This window comes from uncultured Halovibrio sp. (assembly GCF_913056445.1).
Taxonomy (GTDB): domain Bacteria; phylum Pseudomonadota; class Gammaproteobacteria; order Pseudomonadales; family Oleiphilaceae; genus Halospina; species Halospina utahensis_B.
This window is the reverse complement of record NZ_CAJXMA010000012.1, coordinates 1-17222: the sequence shown is the minus strand read 5'-3', so window position 1 is coordinate 17222 and position 17222 is coordinate 1. Positions and strand designations below refer to the sequence as shown.

Annotated in this window: 14 protein-coding genes, 1 tRNA gene and 1 pseudogene; 13 read left to right on the top strand and 3 right to left on the bottom strand. The window is 60.6% G+C overall.

The window, feature by feature from the left end; genetic code table 11:
- Complete coding sequence (locus QZ501_RS04350; protein ID WP_237416574.1) at positions 1–1407, bottom strand: adenylate/guanylate cyclase domain-containing protein; 1407 nt, start codon at positions 1405–1407, stop codon at positions 1–3.
- Positions 1408–1632: 225 nt separating this feature from the next.
- Here QZ501_RS04350 and flgB point away from each other — a divergent pair, with 225 nt between their 5' ends.
- The 12 genes from flgB to QZ501_RS04290 all read left to right on the top strand — a co-directional run bounded on the left by flgB (position 1633) and on the right by QZ501_RS04290 (position 13756).
- A complete protein-coding gene (gene flgB / locus QZ501_RS04345) occupies positions 1633–2037 on the top strand; it encodes a flagellar basal body rod protein FlgB (protein WP_151440616.1) in 405 nt (134 codons plus the stop codon).
- 3 nt (positions 2038–2040) lie between these two features.
- On the top strand, positions 2041–2499 hold the full coding sequence (flgC, locus tag QZ501_RS04340; RefSeq protein ID WP_160899112.1) for a flagellar basal body rod protein FlgC: 459 nt from the start codon (positions 2041–2043) through the stop codon (positions 2497–2499).
- A gap of 21 nt (positions 2500–2520) precedes the next feature.
- Positions 2521–3213 (top strand): flagellar hook assembly protein FlgD, encoded by a 693-nt coding sequence (locus QZ501_RS04335; RefSeq protein WP_295717490.1) that lies wholly within the window; start codon positions 2521–2523, stop codon positions 3211–3213.
- A gap of 25 nt (positions 3214–3238) precedes the next feature.
- Entirely contained in the window at positions 3239–5173 is a 1935-nt protein-coding gene (locus QZ501_RS04330; RefSeq protein ID WP_295717487.1) for a flagellar hook protein FlgE, read from the top strand.
- Positions 5174–5211: 38 nt separating this feature from the next.
- On the top strand, positions 5212–5964 hold the full coding sequence (gene flgF, locus QZ501_RS04325; protein ID WP_160899115.1) for a flagellar basal-body rod protein FlgF: 753 nt from the start codon (positions 5212–5214) through the stop codon (positions 5962–5964).
- 87 nt (positions 5965–6051) lie between these two features.
- The gene (gene flgG / locus QZ501_RS04320) at positions 6052–6837 is read left to right on the top strand and encodes a flagellar basal-body rod protein FlgG (RefSeq protein ID WP_151440611.1); all 786 of its coding nucleotides are present in this window, start codon (positions 6052–6054) and stop codon (positions 6835–6837) included.
- Positions 6838–6862: 25 nt separating this feature from the next.
- Positions 6863–7549: a flagellar basal body L-ring protein FlgH gene (gene flgH, locus QZ501_RS04315; RefSeq protein ID WP_160899116.1), complete on the top strand. Its 687-nt coding sequence runs from the start codon at positions 6863–6865 to the stop codon at positions 7547–7549.
- Positions 7550–7572: 23 nt separating this feature from the next.
- Positions 7573–8667: a flagellar basal body P-ring protein FlgI gene (locus QZ501_RS04310; protein ID WP_160899117.1), complete on the top strand. Its 1095-nt coding sequence runs from the start codon at positions 7573–7575 to the stop codon at positions 8665–8667.
- Positions 8668–8677: 10 nt separating this feature from the next.
- A complete protein-coding gene (gene flgJ / locus QZ501_RS04305) occupies positions 8678–9664 on the top strand; it encodes a flagellar assembly peptidoglycan hydrolase FlgJ (protein WP_295717480.1) in 987 nt (328 codons plus the stop codon).
- Between the two features lie 6 nt (positions 9665–9670).
- Positions 9671–12373: a flagellar hook-associated protein FlgK gene (flgK, locus tag QZ501_RS04300; RefSeq protein WP_295717478.1), complete on the top strand. Its 2703-nt coding sequence runs from the start codon at positions 9671–9673 to the stop codon at positions 12371–12373.
- A 12-nt stretch (positions 12374–12385) separates the two neighbouring features.
- Positions 12386–13606, top strand: coding sequence for a flagellar hook-associated protein FlgL (flgL, locus tag QZ501_RS04295; RefSeq protein WP_295717476.1), 1221 nt, complete (start codon positions 12386–12388; stop codon positions 13604–13606).
- A gap of 64 nt (positions 13607–13670) precedes the next feature.
- Positions 13671–13756, top strand: a tRNA-Leu gene (locus QZ501_RS04290).
- Positions 13757–13774: 18 nt separating this feature from the next.
- On the opposite strand, the gene QZ501_RS04285 is transcribed toward QZ501_RS04290, so the two are convergent.
- The gene (locus QZ501_RS04285; protein WP_295717474.1) at positions 13775–14233 is read right to left on the bottom strand and encodes an ATPase; all 459 of its coding nucleotides are present in this window, start codon (positions 14231–14233) and stop codon (positions 13775–13777) included.
- Between the two features lie 14 nt (positions 14234–14247).
- Positions 14248–15591, bottom strand: a pseudogene (locus QZ501_RS04280) (APC family permease).
- Positions 15592–15767: 176 nt separating this feature from the next.
- Between QZ501_RS04280 and QZ501_RS04275 the strand changes: the two are divergent.
- Positions 15768–17222, top strand: a 1455-nt coding sequence (locus tag QZ501_RS04275) for a copper resistance system multicopper oxidase (RefSeq protein WP_295717472.1), incomplete at its 3' end; no start/stop codon positions are given.

Genomic DNA, 17222 nt, shown 5'->3' with positions numbered 1-17222 from the left:
CTATTCGTCACGCAGGCGTCGGGCCGCCCGGTCCAGCGCCTGTATGATGTGTTCGCGTTCACGCTCGTCGACTTTCTCGGAATCCAGATACATCGCGAAGCCGTCCCCCTCATGCTCCAGGAAGCTGCGCTGGTCGCCCACGTCCTGGCGGAAGTCGATCACCTGGTAGATGGGTACCGGCCGTGCGAACCCTTTTACGGTGATTTCGCCCTTGTCCCGGCACAGGATGCTGTCCTTGATCAGTGAGAAGGTCTCGTAGGAAACCAGGATCTCGCCCGGATCCGCCAGTTCCTCCAGACGGCTTGCCAGGTTCACTTCCTTGCCGATGATGGTGTAATCCATACGGTTGTCCGCGCCGAAGTTGCCGACGGTGCAGAACCCGGTGCTTATGCCCATCCGTATCTCCAGGGGCGTGCGGATGCCCTGGCTCTTCCATTTCTGGCGCAGCACCGTCATGTGCTTGCGCATCTCGATGGCCATCGAGACACAGGCCTGTGTGTCCTTCTTCGCGCCCTGGCTGGTGGGGTCGCCGAAGAAGATCATGATGCTGTCACCCACGAACTTGTCGATGGTGCCGCCGTACTTCAGCGCGATCTGGGACATCTCGGTGAAGTAGGTGTTGAGCAGCTCCGTCAGCCCTTCCGGTTCCATCTCCTCGGAAAGCTCGGTGAAACCCTGGATGTCGGAGAAGAAGACGGCCAGCTTCTTGCGCTGGGTTTCCAGCCGCACGTCGCGTTCACCGGTGAAGATGGACTGCCACACCTGTGGCGAGAGGTATTTGGCCAGCTTGTGGGATAGGGCGATGGACTGTTCACGCTGGTACTGGATCTGGGACTTGGCCGCCACCAGCGCGCGCGCCTGGAGATAGGTGTAGAAGGCCATGACGCATACATAGAGCGTGGTCACCACGCCGCTCACCACGGTGAGGGTGGGCGGAGCCCAGGGCTCGAAGCTGACGCCGGCAATCGGCAGTGACGTAGTCACCCCAACCGCCAGTGCGGCAACGTTCAGCGCCCAGGCTCTCAGCCCCCCGACAATGATGCCGCTGAAGCTGATCATCAGCAGCAGCATCAGCGAGGGGATGACGCTGAACTCGATATAGACCGTCAGGGAGCCGATCAGGAAGCCGTCGAGCAGCAGTATGCGCTCGCGGATCTGTGGCGTGCGCCTGGGGAATATCGCCCGGGACAGGAAGTAGAGAACGTGCGGCCAGATCAGAGCCAGCGGCACGAACCAGATCAGGTAGTCATGGAAGTGATCGAGAAACACCCCTGTGCCGAGAATGGCAGCACCGGCCATGTAGCCGAGCACCCGCGCATGGTAATCCGGCATGGGCGGGATGGCGTTCGGTTTCTGCTTGGGGTCCATGGCCGTCAGGCTCGAAGGCATGAGGGGTACGTTCATCATTGTCCAACGATCGCATCCATGTTGAGGGAACGTTACCAGCAAACTCCTGGGCTCACAATTGACCCCGAAGACAGCGGTTTCCGGCACTGGCACAGGTTTGCCGCTATGGCACCCGTATTGTTGCCGTTGCGGCGTTAATGCCTGAATACAAAGGAGTGTAGCACTTTGGCACCGCTATTGCTTAATACCGACAAAGCCCGATTACCCGGCAAAAAGGGGCCAGTCATGACCACGATCAGCTTTGACAACGCATTCGGCATTCACGATGACGCTCTGCGGTTGCGCTCCCAGCGCTCCGAAGTGCTCGCCAACAACCTCGCCAATGCCGATACGCCCGGCTACAAGGCGCGTGACATCGACTTCCAGGCGGCCCTTCAGCAGGCCCAGGGCCAGCAGGAAGGCCTGGCGATGACGGCCTCGGACTCCGGGCATATGACCGGCGAGGGTGGCGGTGGCGGCAATCCGGAGCTGATGTACCGCAACCCGATCCAGCCGTCGATCGATGGTAATACCGTGGATACCCAGACGGAGATGTCCAAGTACATGCGCAACTCCATGGAGTTCCAGTCCAGTTTCCAGTTCCTGAACAGCAGTATTAAGGGACTCAAAGACGCACTCGCGGGGCAGTAAACCATGTCACTCAATCAGGTCTTTGATATTGCCGGCTCTGCCATGTCGGCCCAGTCGATCCGGCTGAACACAACCTCCAGCAACCTGGCGAACGCCGAGACGGCCAGTTCCAGTACGGATGACGTTTACCGTGCGCGCAAGCCCGTTTTTTCCGCCATCCAGGCGGACATGATGGGCCAGGGCGGCGGCGTGCAGGACGCGGGTTTTTCGCGCAACGAACTGGAATCCGCCGGGGTTCAGGTGGATGCCATCGTGGAAAGCGATGTTGAGCTGGAGCAGCGTTATCAGCCGGATCATCCCAAGGCGGATGACAACGGCTATGTGTATTACCCGAACGTCAACGTGGTGGAGGAGATGGCGGACATGATGTCGGCGTCGCGCTCCTTCCAGACCAACGTTGAGGTGATGAACACGGCCAAGAGCATGATGCAGCGCGTCATGACGCTGGGTCAGGGCCAGTAAGCGGGAACGGGGGTAGCGACGATGGACGGCGTTAACAGCTCAACCAATTCGGCTTCGGACATCCTCAAGGAGTACCGGAACCAGAATCAGGGCGGCAAGAGCGAGGGCGGCAACAAGGCCTCGGATATGGGCCGCAATGAGTTCATGGATCTCATGATGGCCCAGATGCAGAACCAGAACCCACTGGACCCGCAGAAGAACGAGGATTTTGTGGCCCAGCTGGCCCAGTTCTCCTCCCTGGAGGAGATGCAGAGCCTGAATACCTCGGTTGAGGATGCCATGGGTCAGTTCCGCTCGACCCAGGCGCTGCAGGCCTCCGCCATGGTAGGGCAGCAGGTTCAGGTGGAGGGCAACATCGCCAACCTTGGCCCTGAGGGCGAGGTGAAAGGAGCGGTGGAAGTGCCTTCGGCTACCTCGAATCTGCGGGTCAACGTGTACAACCCTTCCGGGGAACTGGTTCGCCAGATGGACATGGGCCAGCAGGGCAGCGGCACAGTGGATTTCAGCTGGGACGGTGAGAATGGCGACGGCGATCTGATGGAGCCGGGCGATTACCGGGTCCAGGCGGAAGCCCAGTACGACGGCGAGACCCAGGAGCTGGCTACCCGGCTCAATGCGAACGTGGACAGCGTCAACCTGGAGAACGGGGGCGTGACGCTGAACTTGGCAGGGCGCGGCTCAGTGCCGCTGGACCAGGTCAAACAGATCAACTGATAACAAGTAGTGGGCGAGGTTTACCATGGCGTTCAATATCGCACTCAGCGGACTCAATGCGGCCCAGACGGATCTGGACGTGAAAGGCAACAACATCGCCAACGCCAGCACCACGGGCTTCAAGCGCTCGCGGACGGAGTTTGGTGACCTCTACAGCTCCGGCCTTCAGAACCTGGGCGATACGTCCGCGGGTGACGGGGTCAGCGTTCAGAACACCCGGCAGCTTTTCCAGCAGGGCAACATCACCGCCACCAGTAATGGCCTGGACATGGCCATTGATGGGGAGGGGTTCTTCGTTCTGGAGGGCGCCAATGGCGAACGCCAGTTCTCGCGGGCCGGCCAGTTCGGTGTGGATGAGGAGGGTTTTGTCACCAATAACCAGGGGGCCCGGGTTCAGGGGTTCCAGGCCAATGAAAGCGGGCAGGTTGGTGATGTTCGTGGCGATCTTGAGGTGAACACTGAGAACCTGGCGCCCAAGTCCACCACCAATGTTGCGGCGAATCTGAACCTGGATTCTAGGGAGTCGGTTCTTAGAGTGGATCAGACAGTCTACGAGGCTGCAGGTGACGGCATTGACGCGTTACGCAACGGGGCGGCCGGCTTTGATGCGACCGAGTTCACGGTTACCGACCCGGATGGGGGTACAACGCCAATTCCGACGAACGCTGGTGAATCCGGGGCCAGTATTGCTGCGCGCTTCGCCAATGTGGATGGAGTCGACGCAACGGCAGGCTCTGCGGCTACGGTTTCTGAGACGGGCGTCGGCCTGCAGGATGGGGATCAGTTTGAGATTACTCTTTCTGACGGAGAGAGCTTCGGTTACCCCATTGGTGCGGGGGACACTCTTCAGAACGTGGCCGACGCAATCAATGCGGATGGCTCAGTCGCACTGAACGCTTCTATTAATGGCGGCAACCTTAAGGTCAACGACAACGAAGGACGCAATCTTGAATTTGGGCTAACTGGCAGCAACGGTTCACAGCTTGAAGTCGATTCTGATGACGACAACACCGGCCCGCAAACGCTCGAAAGCGGTAATAATGCTTCCTACTCGGTACTCGGCAATCTCACCTTTACCGTGCGCGAGGGGTATGATCTTACCGAAAATGGCGGCACTGAAGTTCTGAGCGGTAGTGAGACAGGAACCGATGACCCCCAGAATGCATTCAACCGTGATGATTCGAATACCTATAATCATTCAACCTCCACAACGATTTACGACAGCCTGGGCAACCCTCATGAAATGACCCAGTACTTCGTGAAGGAGGATCCGGCAAACAATGCCTGGAAAAGCTATGTCGAGATTGACGGTGAGCGAGTAGGTAAAGACGGGAATGGCCCTGACGGAGAAGACGGATTCGAACTGGTCTTTGAGGAAAATGGCAGCCTGGATACTGCGGAATCGGAAGATGTTCTGATCAATAACTGGGTGCCCAAGGATGAGGACGGCAACTATAACGGTGCTGAAAGACCGGATACGACCGAAGATACTCTTCCGTTAGACCCGGATTCGAACAGCTCCAACTTCGTCATCGATTACAGCAACACTACCCAGGTCGGCTCCGGATTCGCCGTCAATGACCTCCAGCAGAATGGCTTCGCGACCGGCCGGCTGACGGGCCTGGATGTGAGCGAAGAAGGCGTGATCCAGGCGCGTTTCAGCAATGGCGAGTCCGAGGCGCTGGGCCAGATCGCTCTGGCCAATTTCCGGAACAACGAAGGGCTTGCTCCGGTTGGGGATACCGCCTGGGTTGAAACCATCGACTCCGGCGATGCGGTGATCAGCCGCCCCAATACCGGTCCCCTGGGCGCAATCCAGTCCAGCTCCGTTGAGGAATCCAACGTCGATCTCTCCGAGCAGCTCGTGGGTCTGATTACCGCCCAGCGGAACTTCCAGGCCAACTCCAAGACCATTGAGACCTCGGACCAGATCACCCAGACCATCATCAACCTGCGGTAATCCCACAGGTTGAGGCTGAATGAGCACAGGAGGGTTCCATGGACCGCTCGCTCTACATTTCGATGACCGGCGCCAAGCAGAACATGTACGCGCAGCAGGTCAACGCCAACAACCTGGCGAACGCGGACACTACCGGGTTCAAGCAGGACTTCGCCAATGCCCGCAGCATGCCGGTATACGGCGAGCATCATCCGTCCCGGGCCTATGCCATGACGGAGAACCCCGGGGCGGACCTGAGCCATGGCCCCATGAAGCAGACCGGTCGCTCCCTGGATATCGCCATCAAGGGTGACGGTTGGCTGGCGGTGGAGCCGGAACCCGGTGATGAGGCCTATACCCGTGCCGGAAGCCTTCAGGTTGATGCCAATGGCATTCTGCGTAACGGCGAAGGGCTGCCGGTCATGGGTAACGGAGGCCCGGTTGCCGTGCCGCCGGCGGATAAGATCGAGATCGGCTCGGATGGCACGCTTTCAGTCGTTCCGGCCGGGGCGCCCAGTGACCAGCTGGTGGAAGTGGACCGGCTCAAGCTGGTGGACCCGGGGGAGGACCAGATCCAGAAGGGGGATGACGGTCTTTTCCGTCTTAAACCGGATGCCGACCAGCAGGGCCCCCTGCAGCCGGACGGCGATGTCCAGGTGGTCAGCGGGTTTCTGGAGGGCTCCAACGTCTCCGCCGTGGAATCCATGATCCAGAACCTGCAGCTTTCCCGCCAGTACGAGATGCAGGTCAAGGCCATGCAGACCGCCGACGAGAACAGCCAGAGCGTGGCACGCTTGTTGCAAGACCTCTGATGGAAACGTCATGGGTGACGGAAAAGCGGCAACCCGATGCCGCCCGCCCGGAAGGGCGCCTCACCCACGCGATCGGAGGACAGAACAATGCATCCAGCACTTTGGGTCAGCAAGACCGGCCTCGCCGCTCAGGACAAGCAGCTGAGCACCATCTCCAACAACCTGGCGAACGTCAATACCACCGGATTCAAGCGTGACCGGGCCAATTTCCAGGATCTGATGTACCAGACGGAGCGCCAGCCCGGCGGCCTGTCTTCCCAGAATACGGAATTGCCTTCCGGGCTGCAGCTGGGTACTGGTGTACGCGTTGCGGCCACCAGCAAGGAGCATACCCAGGGGGACATGAAGGTCACGGACCAGTCCCTGGACCTGGCCATTGACGGCGATGGCTTCTTCCAGGTGCTCAAGCCGGATGGTGAGATCGCCTACACCCGCAATGGTGAATTCCAGCTCAATTCCGAGGGCGATATTGTCACGCCCAACGGCAACCCGCTGGAACCCAACATCAACGTTCCCGAAGATGCCACTTCCGTGACCATCGGACGTGACGGCACTGTCAGCGCCAAGATTGCCAACGAGCCGGAACCGCAGCAGCTGGGCCAGATCGAGCTGGCGGATTTCGTGAACCCCCAGGGGCTTCAGGCCATAGGCAGCAACCTCTATCAGGAGACCGCGGCCAGCGGGGACCCGTTGATCGGGGAGGCCGGCATTGACGGCATCGGCACCATCGAGCAGGGCATGCTGGAGGGCTCCAATGTGGAGGTGGTCGAGGAAATGGTGAACATGATCACCACCCAGCGGGCCTACGAGATGAACTCCAAGGTCGTCTCCTCCTCGGATCAGATGCTCCAGTTCATTACCCAGAACCTGTAACGCGTCGGGTAGGGGGAGAACCGTTATGACCAAGCCGTCCATACTGCTCAAAAGGGCCGCGTTGCTGATCCTGATGGTGACGCTGGCGGGCTGCCAGGCGATGACCCGTGAGCGGGCCAAGCCAGGTGATCCCGCGTTCGCGCCGGTGGAGCCAGAGGCCATGATGGCGGATCAGCCGGTCAACGGCTCCATTTACCAGAACTCCCGCAGGCATAACCTGTTCAGCGACAGCAAGGCGCTGAATGTCGGGGATGTTGTGACGGTGCAGCTACAGGAAAGCACATCGGCCTCCAAGACATCCAACACGAGCATCGCGAAGGACAGTGAAACAGGCCTTGAAGCGCCATCGGTGCTGGGTCAGACCGGTTTGGATATCGGGACCGATGTGGGGCAGGACCGGCAGTTCGACGGCGAGGCCGAGGCAGATCAGAGCAACCAGATCACTGGCAGCATCACGGTCACCGTGGTGGAGGTCATGCCCAATGGTGTGTTGCGGGTGCGCGGTGAGAAATGGCTGGAGCTGACCCAGGGCAAGGAATACGTGCGGGTGTCCGGTCTGATCCGCCAGCAGGACATCGGTTCGGATAACCGGGTGAGTTCCCGCCGGATCGCGGACGCGCGGATTTCCTATGGCGGGACCGGCGACTTTGATCAGGCCAACCGCATGGGCTGGCTGACCCGCTTCTTCAACAGTGAATGGTGGCCGCTTTGAGGTTTCGTACAGGAGGGTTTGCCATGTGGAACCGGATTGCCGCGGTATTGATGCTGGCAGTGATGGTCGCCACACCGGTCCAGGCGGACCGGCTCAAGGACCTGACCTCGGTCAAGGGCGTGCGCGACAACCAGCTGGTCGGTTACGGCCTGGTGGTGGGACTTGATGGCAGCGGGGATGGAGCGCCGTTCACGAACCAGAGCCTGCGCAACATGATGGATCAGTTCGGCATCACTATTCCGCCGGGCGTTGACCCCGGTGCGGACAACGTCGCGGCCGTCATGGTCACGGCGGATCTGCAGCCCTTTGCCAGCCCCGGCCAGGAAATTGACGTCACCGTCTCCTCGGTTGGCGATGCGGACAGCCTGCGCGGCGGCACGCTTCTGATGACACCGCTGCAGGGGGCGGACGGAAAGACCTATGCCATGGCCCAGGGAAGTCTCGTGGTCGGGGGCTTCGGCGCCGAGGGTCAGGACGGCTCTTCGATTTCCGTGAACATTCCCAGTGTCGGGCGTATTCCCCAGGGCGCGACCGTTGAACGCCGCGTACCTACCGCCTTTTCGGAAGGGGACACCATCACCCTGAACCTGCGTAATCCGGATTTCACCACGGCGCGCCGGGTGGTTGAGGCGATCAACAACAAGCTCGGCGCGGAGACGGCGTATGCGAAGAATGCCTCGTCCGTGCGGGTGCGGGCGCCCCGGGATGCCTCACAGCGCGTCAGCTTCCTCTCCATCGTGGAGAACATTGAGGTCTCGCCGGCGGAGGAAGCCGCCAAGGTGGTGATCAACTCACGCACCGGCACCATCGTGGTGGGTCAGAACGTCAAGGTGAGCCCGGCAGCGGTCACGCACGGCAATCTCAGCGTGACTATTACCGAGAACCCGGAAGCGGTGGCTCCGGGCCTTTTCGGCGAGGGCGACCCGGTCGTTGTTCCGCAGACGGATGTGGCCATCGAGCAGGAGGAGGCCCGCATGTTCAAGTTCGGGCCGGCGGTTACGCTGAACGAGATCGTGCAGTCCGTGAACCAGGTGGGCGCGGCCCCGGGCGACATCATGGCGGTGCTCGAGGCTCTCAAACAGTCCGGCGCCCTGCGCGCGGAACTGATCGTCATCTGAGGTTGAAGCTATGATCCAGTCATCTGCAGGCGGCACCAGCGACGCGCACATCTATACCGACATGAGTGCCATGAGCGATCTCAAGCGTCTGGCCGATACCGATCGGGACAAGGCGCTCGAAAAGGTTGCCAAGCAGTTCGAGGCGCTGTTCCTGCAGCAGATGATGAAGTCCATGCGTTCGGCTAACGAGGTGTTCAGCGAGGGTAACTACCTGAACAGCCAGGAGACCGAGCAGTACCAGGACATGTTCGACAAGCAGCTGACCCTGAGCCTGACCCAGGAGCGCAGCATCGGCATCGCCGATCAGTTGGTGCGCCAGCTGGGCGGAGGACAGCAGGGCGCAGGCCGCCCGGATGCAAGGACGAGCATCACTGATTACAGCCGTCAGATGCCGGCTCCGGATCCGCAGCTGGCAGAGCGTGTGGACGAAGTCCGCCAGATGATGCCGGAAGAGGGGAATGCCAGCTCGGGCTCTGCTGCGGGCAGCGGCAACGAGCTGCCGGAACAGTTTAAAGGGCCGGAGCACTTCGTTCAGGAGCTCAGCCCCATCGCCCGTGATGTCAGTGAGCAGACCGGTGTGCCGGCGCAGGTGATGATCGCGCAGGCCGCGCTGGAAACCGGCTGGGGGCGCAACATGATCGGCGGTGAGCAGGAACCCAGTCGCAACCTGTTCGGCATCAAGGCGGATGAGCGCTGGAACGGGGATAAGGTCGAGATCACCACCACCGAATACCGGGATGGGCTGCCGCTGAAGGAAAAGGCGGATTTCCGCGCCTATCCGGATTACGCCAGCAGCTTCGAGGACTACGCCAGCTTCCTGAACGAGAACCCGCGCTACCAGAAGGTACTGCAGCAGGCGGATGACCCGCAGGCCTTCGCCCAGGCGCTCCAGGATGCCGGTTACGCCACGGACCCGGCCTATGCCGACAAGATCCAGAACATCATGGAGCGGCCCACGCTGGGTGCCGTGATCGATGACGGGACGGAAGGGGAGTAAGCTGCCATGAGTCTGCTGAATACGGGCCTGACCGGGATCCTGTCCAACCAGAAGGCACTGGAGACCACCAGTAACAACATCACCAACGCCAATACGCCCGGCTACAGCCGGCAGCGGGCGGATTTCGTCTCCAATCCCTCCCAGGCTACGGGGAGTGGTTACATTGGACAGGGCGTTAACGTTGCCGACATACAGCGCCTCAACGATGAATTCATCAATACCCAGCTGCGTTCAGACACCACCCTTCACTCGGAACAGACCGCCCTGGTCGAGAACCTGAATGGCATGGACGATCTCCTGGGGAACGAGAAAACCGGTCTTAACCAGGCCCTGACCCAGTTCTTCGGCACCCTCCAGGATGCAGCAGAGAGCCCGGCCTCCAGCTCGCTGCGCGAGCAGGCGCTGAACCAGGCTGATAATCTGGTGGCACGGTTCAAGTCCGTGGACAGTCAGCTGCGTTCCCGAGAGCAGACCGTGGATGACCGCATTTCCGCGAATCTTAACGAGATCAACTCGCTAGCGGATGGTATCGCGGAGCTCAATCTCAAGATCGCGGAGTCACCGGGGCGTGCCAGTGGGCGCGATGCCAACGAGCTTCTGGACAAGCGGGACGAGAAGCTGCGGCAGCTTTCGGAGCTGGTGCAGGTCCAGACCAATGAGAACAACGACGGCACCGTTGATGTGAGCATCGGCAAGGGCCAGGGCATTGTCAGCAAGGGCAACAGCGCCACGCTGCGTCTGTCAGGCAGCACCGAGCAGGCGGGCCGTCGGGAAGTGCTGCTGGAGGGCGTTGGTCGCGATCGGGCCATCACCCATGAGATTACGGGTGGTGCCTTGGGTGGCAACCTGACCTTCCGGGACGAGATCCTGGAGCCGACCCTGAATGGGATCGGGCGGATCGCCATTGGGCTGTCCGAGCGCATGAACGAGCAGCACCAGCTGGGCCAGGATCTTAATGGCAACCTGGGGGGCAACTTCTTTCGCGATATCAACTCGGAAAGCCTGGCCCGTGGGCGGATCACGCCCTCCGCTGAAACCGCCGAAAGCGGCGACCGCCAGGCCCGTGTGAACATCACCGACAGCAGCAAGCTGGATACCCGCTCCTACACGCTGGAATTCACCGGCCCGGATGACCAGCAGTACCGCATCCGCGATGCCACCAGCGGGGAACTGGTTAAAACCGGCAGCATCAGTGACAGCCGGCCCTCGACCATCTCCATGGAAGGCTTTGAGATCGAACTGGAGTCCGGCGATTTCCAGCAGGGCGATGAGTTCACCATCCGGCCCACCTACAATGGCGCCCGGGATATGGCGACGGAAATTGTGGCCGGTGAACAGATCGCCCTGGCAGCCCCCATCCGCGCCGAGGCCAGCAGTGGCAACCAGGGGACCGGGCAGATCACCCAGGGAACCATGCTCAACATCCGCGATCCGGAGACCGGCCGCCGGCTGGATGCCCTGGACGAGAACGGCAACCTTGATCCGCCCATGGAGATCCGGTTCCTTTCGGAGAACCGCTATGAGGTGGTGGACGTTTCCGACCCTGCCAACCCCAAGCCACTGGATCCGCCCATGAACAATGTGCGGTTTGAGCCGGGGAAGACGAATACCGTGTTCAGTGGGGATCCGGGTAGTCGGACCTTAACGGCTTCAGGGCCAGCGGAAAATGGCCCTACCGCTGATCCTGATTCTGTTTACGGCGAGCAAAACATCACCATACGGACCCGCGATCCCGAAACAGGAGTGGTATCAACCCAGTCACCAATCACTATCAACGAGGGCGGTGATAAAGAATCAGCTCGGTCGATTGCCGACAAGCTCAATAACCAGCGTGGCGTAGAGGCGACGGCTTACACGGAAGCAACGCTGACTCCAGATCCTTCAAATCAGGGGAACAACCCTGATATCGAGGTTGCTCTTGTGGAAGGTGGGGATGTCAAAGATGTAACTCTGAATGTCAATGGACCGCTGACGGCGGATAGCCTTAACCAAGCTATTCAAGAGAACTCAGACTTCCAGTCGCTGGGGCTCTCGGTTACAAACGATGGAGACAGTGTGAAGCTGCGGTCGGACCGTGGTGAAGATATCCGCATCTCGCTCGACGCAACCAATGGCGCTGAGCTCGGTGTTGGGAAACCGAATCCCTATGGGGATGGGGGGACTACTGGATCGGAGACGCTCAGCGATGGTGAACAGGCAACCGTTGGCGGCTATGTGGATACCACGCTTGCCGATGGCGTGCGTCTAACGGCGACTGATAATCCATCTCCGGAGAATTTCTTTGATCCTGCTCCCAGCAGCGACCCGGCCTACAAAGGCTTCCAGTTCGAACTCAGCGGGAACCCTGAGGCCGGCGACAGTTTCCGCCTTGAAACCAACGAGGGCGGCACGTCGGACAACCGTAACGGCCTGGCGCTGGGCGACCTGAACGCCAAGAACTATCTCGATAACGGCAATTTCAGCTTCACGGACGCCTATGGCTCCGTGGTCGAGGATGTGGGCTCGCGCACCCAGACTGCCCAGGTCGACAAGGAAGCAGCGGGGACGCTCATGGAGCAGTCCCAGAAACAGTGGGAGGAGCAGTCCGGCGTTAATCTGGACGAAGAAGCCGGCAGGCTCATCCAGTTCCAGAACGCCTACAGCGCCTCATCGCAGGTGGTCTCCGTAGCCCGGGACCTGTTCAATACCCTGCTCGGCACCTTCAACTAAGGGAGGCGGATCATGCGTGTTTCCACCAGCCAGATCTTCAACCAGGGGATCCAGCAGTTCCAGAACCTTAACGCCCAGCAGGCGCGTACCCAGGAGCAGGTGGCCACTGGCAAGGAGGTGCTCAGCCCCTCTGATGACCCGGTGGCGTCCACCCGTATCGTTCAGCTCAAGGATGACCTGGCGCGCAGCGAGCAGTACCAGGATACTCTGGACATGACACAGACCCGCCTGGAACGGGAAGACGGGACGCTGTCCAGCTATACGGATGCGCTGGCGCGCACCCGCGAACTGATGGTCCAGGCGGGCAGTGGTTCTCTGAGTGAGTCGGATCGTGAGTCCATCGCCCAGGAGCTGCGGCAGGTGAAGGGGCAGATGGTCAGCCTGGCCAACACCAAGGGCCCGGAAGGCGAGTTCCTGTTTGCCGGTTTCCAGGGCGGGGAAAAGCCGTTTGGCGAGGATGTGTCCGGCAACATTGAGTACCGGGGCGATTCCGGCGAGCGTTCAGTGCAGATCGATGACGGGGTCACGATCAAGGTGAACGACAATGGCCGGGAGACGTTCGAGGCCATTCCCAGCGACCGGCCCACGTTCAATACCCGTGCGGCCCAGAATAACGAGGGCAGCGGCCGGATCAGCAGCGGCGTTGTAACCGACCGGGAGGAGTTCGAGCAATTCTACCCAGACGACCTGGTGGTTACTTTCGACGAGGTTAGCGGGAACACCGAATACACCGTCAAATCCCAGAGAACGGGTGAGGAGTTCATTTCGGGTGAGGACTATGTGAGCGGCAATCCCATCGAAGTGAATGGAATGCGGTTTGAGGTCAGCGGTGAGCCGAAAAAGGATGATAGCTTTACGGTGACCAGTGGCGACCAGCAGAGCATCTTCGGCACCATGGAGAAGATGATCGAGGGGCTTGAGACACACCCCAATACCCCGGAAGGGCGCGAAGCGCTTGAGGATACCATCGACCAGGGTCTGGCCAACCTGCAGAACGCCGAGGACCGGGCCACGGAAATCCAGGCCGGCGTGGGTACACGCCTGAATACCGTGGAAAGCACCAAAGAGTTCCTGAAGGACAGCGATCTTCTGGCTCAGGAGACTTTGTCAGACCTGGAAGATGTGGATTATGCCGAGGCCATCAGCCGTCTGACCCAGCAGAACTTCACGCTCCAGGCGGCCCAGCAGTCGTTCGCCCGGATCTCACGTCTGTCGCTGTTCGACGCTCTGTGATTGACGCGGCACTGGCCGCGCGTATAATCCGGCGGTCACTGCCCATTGCAGTGAGCCAGCCTGACCGGGAGTGGCGGAACTGGTAGACGCGCTCGACTCAAAATCGAGTGGCCTTGTGCCTTGTGGGTTCGAGTCCCACCTCCCGGACCATCTTCTGAAACACGCCTCTCACACGTCCTGCATGCGTCCGATTTCCCGGGCGATCCGCATGGCTTCGTGACGTTCCAGGTTCAGCAGGTTTTCCACCATTTCCCGGGCCTCTGGAATCTCGGCGCGATCCTTGAGGTTCTGGTAGAGATCGATGATCTGGTCGTGGAAATCAAAGATCTCGTGGCAGATGTCATCGAATCCCATACGGGTGTAGGGGAGATCACAGGTCCGGTGCGTCTCGATCGGTTTGTGGGAGAGGAAGTCATAGATCCAGGTCTTCAGGGCCCGGGCGTCACCTTCCCTCTCAAAGTCTGTAACCAGTTTCTCCAGTTCTGTCTCGTGGGTTGCGAGGTAGTCGAGCAGTATCCGCGCACGCTCTTCCTGGTGCTCGCTGGCGCAGTGTGCCAGGCACGCGGCCATGTGGTGGTGGAGGGTGCGGGTCCAGTCGATCAGGTCTTTGAAGGTCTTGAGTTCCATAGGATGCTCCTTGCTCAGTTACCGTGATGATGGTGGCTGTTCCCGGAGTGCACAGGGTTGTTGGCGAGAAAGACACTCTCCACGAACAGTATGACAACCATGGCCAGCGCCGCCACGCCAATGACAATGGGGTCACTGGTGATCTTAACCCAGATAAAACCACCCAGGACTATGACATCAAGCAGGATGGCCGTCACCAGGATGGCGGGATGGGCGCCGACCGTATGCCTGAGGTAGCGCAGCACGCCCCAGTGAATGGCGATGTCCATGATCAGATAGAAAATGATGCCCAGCGCGGCGATTCTGGTCAGATCAAAAAACGCGGTCAGGATCAGGCCCAGAACCACGGTATAGACCAGGGTATGCTTCTGGATGTCGCCCGGCATTCCGAAATGGCTGTGGGGAACGAGCTTCATTTCGGTGAGCATGGCAAGCATGCGCGAGACGGCGAAAATGCTCGCGATGATGCCGCCGGCAGTAGCCGTCATCGCCAGGATGACCGTGAACCAGAGGCCGTAGTCACCGAGCGCTGGCCGGGCGGCCGCGGCCAGGGAATAGTTCCGGGTCTCGATGATCGCGGGCAGTGACAGGTTGCTTGCCACCGCGAAGCCCACCAGCGTGTAGATCACGACACAGAGCGCTATGGAAATGATGATGGCGCGGCCCACATTGCGGTGGGGGTCCGTGAGCTCGGAGCCACTGTTGGTGATGGTGGTGAAGCCCTTGAAGGCAAGTATGCCCAGTGCAGTGGCGCCCAGGAAGCCGGCGTAGGTCGGTTGTGGCTCGGAGCGCGCAAAGTCCACCGCGATGCTGTCCGCGAGTGCAACGCCGACGAGTCAAAACCCAATGATCCCGCCGATCTTGATCACCCCGATGGCCGATGCCGTGCCCTCAATCAGGCGATTCCCCGACAGGTTGATAAGAAAGGCCAGCAGGAGCAGTCCGACACCCAGCAGCGGCACCAGCTGGCTCTGGTCGCCGATCTCGAACAGCTGGAGGGTATAGGCACCGAATGTCCGGGCCAGGAAACTCTGGGCGATGACCATCGAGAAGTACATCAGCAGGGCATTGAATGCCGTGGGCAGGGTGCTGCCATAGGCCTTGTGCAGATACATGCCGATCCCCCCGGCCGAGGGGTAGGTATTGGACATCTTGATGTAGGAGTAGGCGCTGAACGCCACGATCACGGCAGCCGACAGGAAAGCAAGAGGGAACAGGGTGCCCGTCATCTCCGCCATCTGGCCGGTGAGCGCGAATATGCCGGCGCCGATCATTACACCGGTGCCGAGCATCACGGCGCCGGGCAGTGTCAGGCTGTTCCGGGCGTACCTGGGGGTTCGGTCATGGTCTGATGGCATGGAATCTCCCTGGTCGGCGTATGAACACTATCCTGCTGACCATAATGACAGAAGCTGAACCGGGGCTGACAGAGCCGTTTTGCGGGCCGTCAGTTTCATGTCAGCTTTTTGTGCCAGGCTCATTCTTCCATTCTCGTCGACCGGGCCGACGATCCGGAGATTGAGGGAGTTTGAGCATGAGCAACCACCAGAAGCCACGCCCCCTGTCGCGCCGTGACATTCTCAGAACGGGCTCCACAATGGGCCTGATGCTTGGGCTTGGCAGCCTCCTGCCGGGCTATGCCCTGGGCCTGACCGGTAACCGGGAGCTGACACGACGTACAGAGGGCAACTCGGACATCTATGAGCTGACCATTGATCGCACCCCGCTGACCATCGATGGCCGCCGGAGCGTGCAGCCGATCACGGTGAATGGTTCGGTACCGGCGCCGTTGATCCGGCTGCGCGAGGGCCGCGAAGCGGTGCTACGTGTGGCCAACCGGCTTGACGAGCCCACATCCATCCACTGGCACGGCATCCTGCTGCCGTTCGAGATGGATGGGGTGCCGGGCGTGAGCTTCCCGGGGATCGCCCCGGGTGAGACCTTCGAATACCGCTACCCGGTACGCCAGAGCGGCACCTACTGGTATCACAGCCATTCCGGCTTGCAGGAGCAGCTGGGCCACTACGGGCCGCTGATCGTGGACCCGGAGGAACCGGAGCCGTTCGAATACGACCGGGAGTATGCCGTTGTCCTCTCCGACTGGACCTTCAATGACCCGTCGGAGGTCATGCGCAACCTGAAGGTGGCGGAAGGCTATTACAACTACAACCGGCGCACGGTTTCCGATTTCTTCGAGGACGTTGCGACCATGGGGTGGAGTGCTGCCTGGGAGAAGGCGGGCATGTGGGGCCGCATGCGCATGACACCCCGGGACATACTGGATGTGACCGGCGCCGAGTACACCTACCTGATGAATGGCATGTCGCCGGATGACAACTGGACCGGTCTGTTTGAGCCGGGCGAGAAGGTACGTCTGCGCGTGATCAACGCCTCGGCCATGTCCATTTTCGATGTGCGCATTCCTGAGCTCCCGATGACGGTTGTCGAGGCGGATGGCCAGAAGGTCGAGCCTGTGGAGACGGATGAGTTCCGCATCGGTGTGGCTGAGACCTACGATGTCATCATCGAGCCGCAGGACGAGGCCTATACCCTGTTTGCCCAGTCCCAGGACCGCTCCGGATTCACTCGCGGCACCCTGGCCGTGCGTGAGGGCATGACGGCGCCGGTGCCGGAACTCTATCCGCGTACCGAGCGTGGCATGGCAGCCATGGGCATGGCGGATCATGGCAGTGATGGCGCCATGGATCACGGTTCCATGGATGGGATGATGCACGGCAACGGGGGCCAGCCTCCGGTGGCGGACCGCCACATCTCGCATGGCCCGGACAACCACGGCGCCGGTGCCGCTATGGTGGCAATGAACCCGGGACCGAGACTCGATGACCCCGGCGTGGGCTTTGAACACGTGGAGCACAGGGTGTTGACCTATGACCAGCTCCGGGGGCTGCACGCCTGGCCGGATGAGCGTGAACCCCAGCGCGAGGTGGAACTGCACCTGACCGGCAATATGGAGCGTTACATGTGGTCC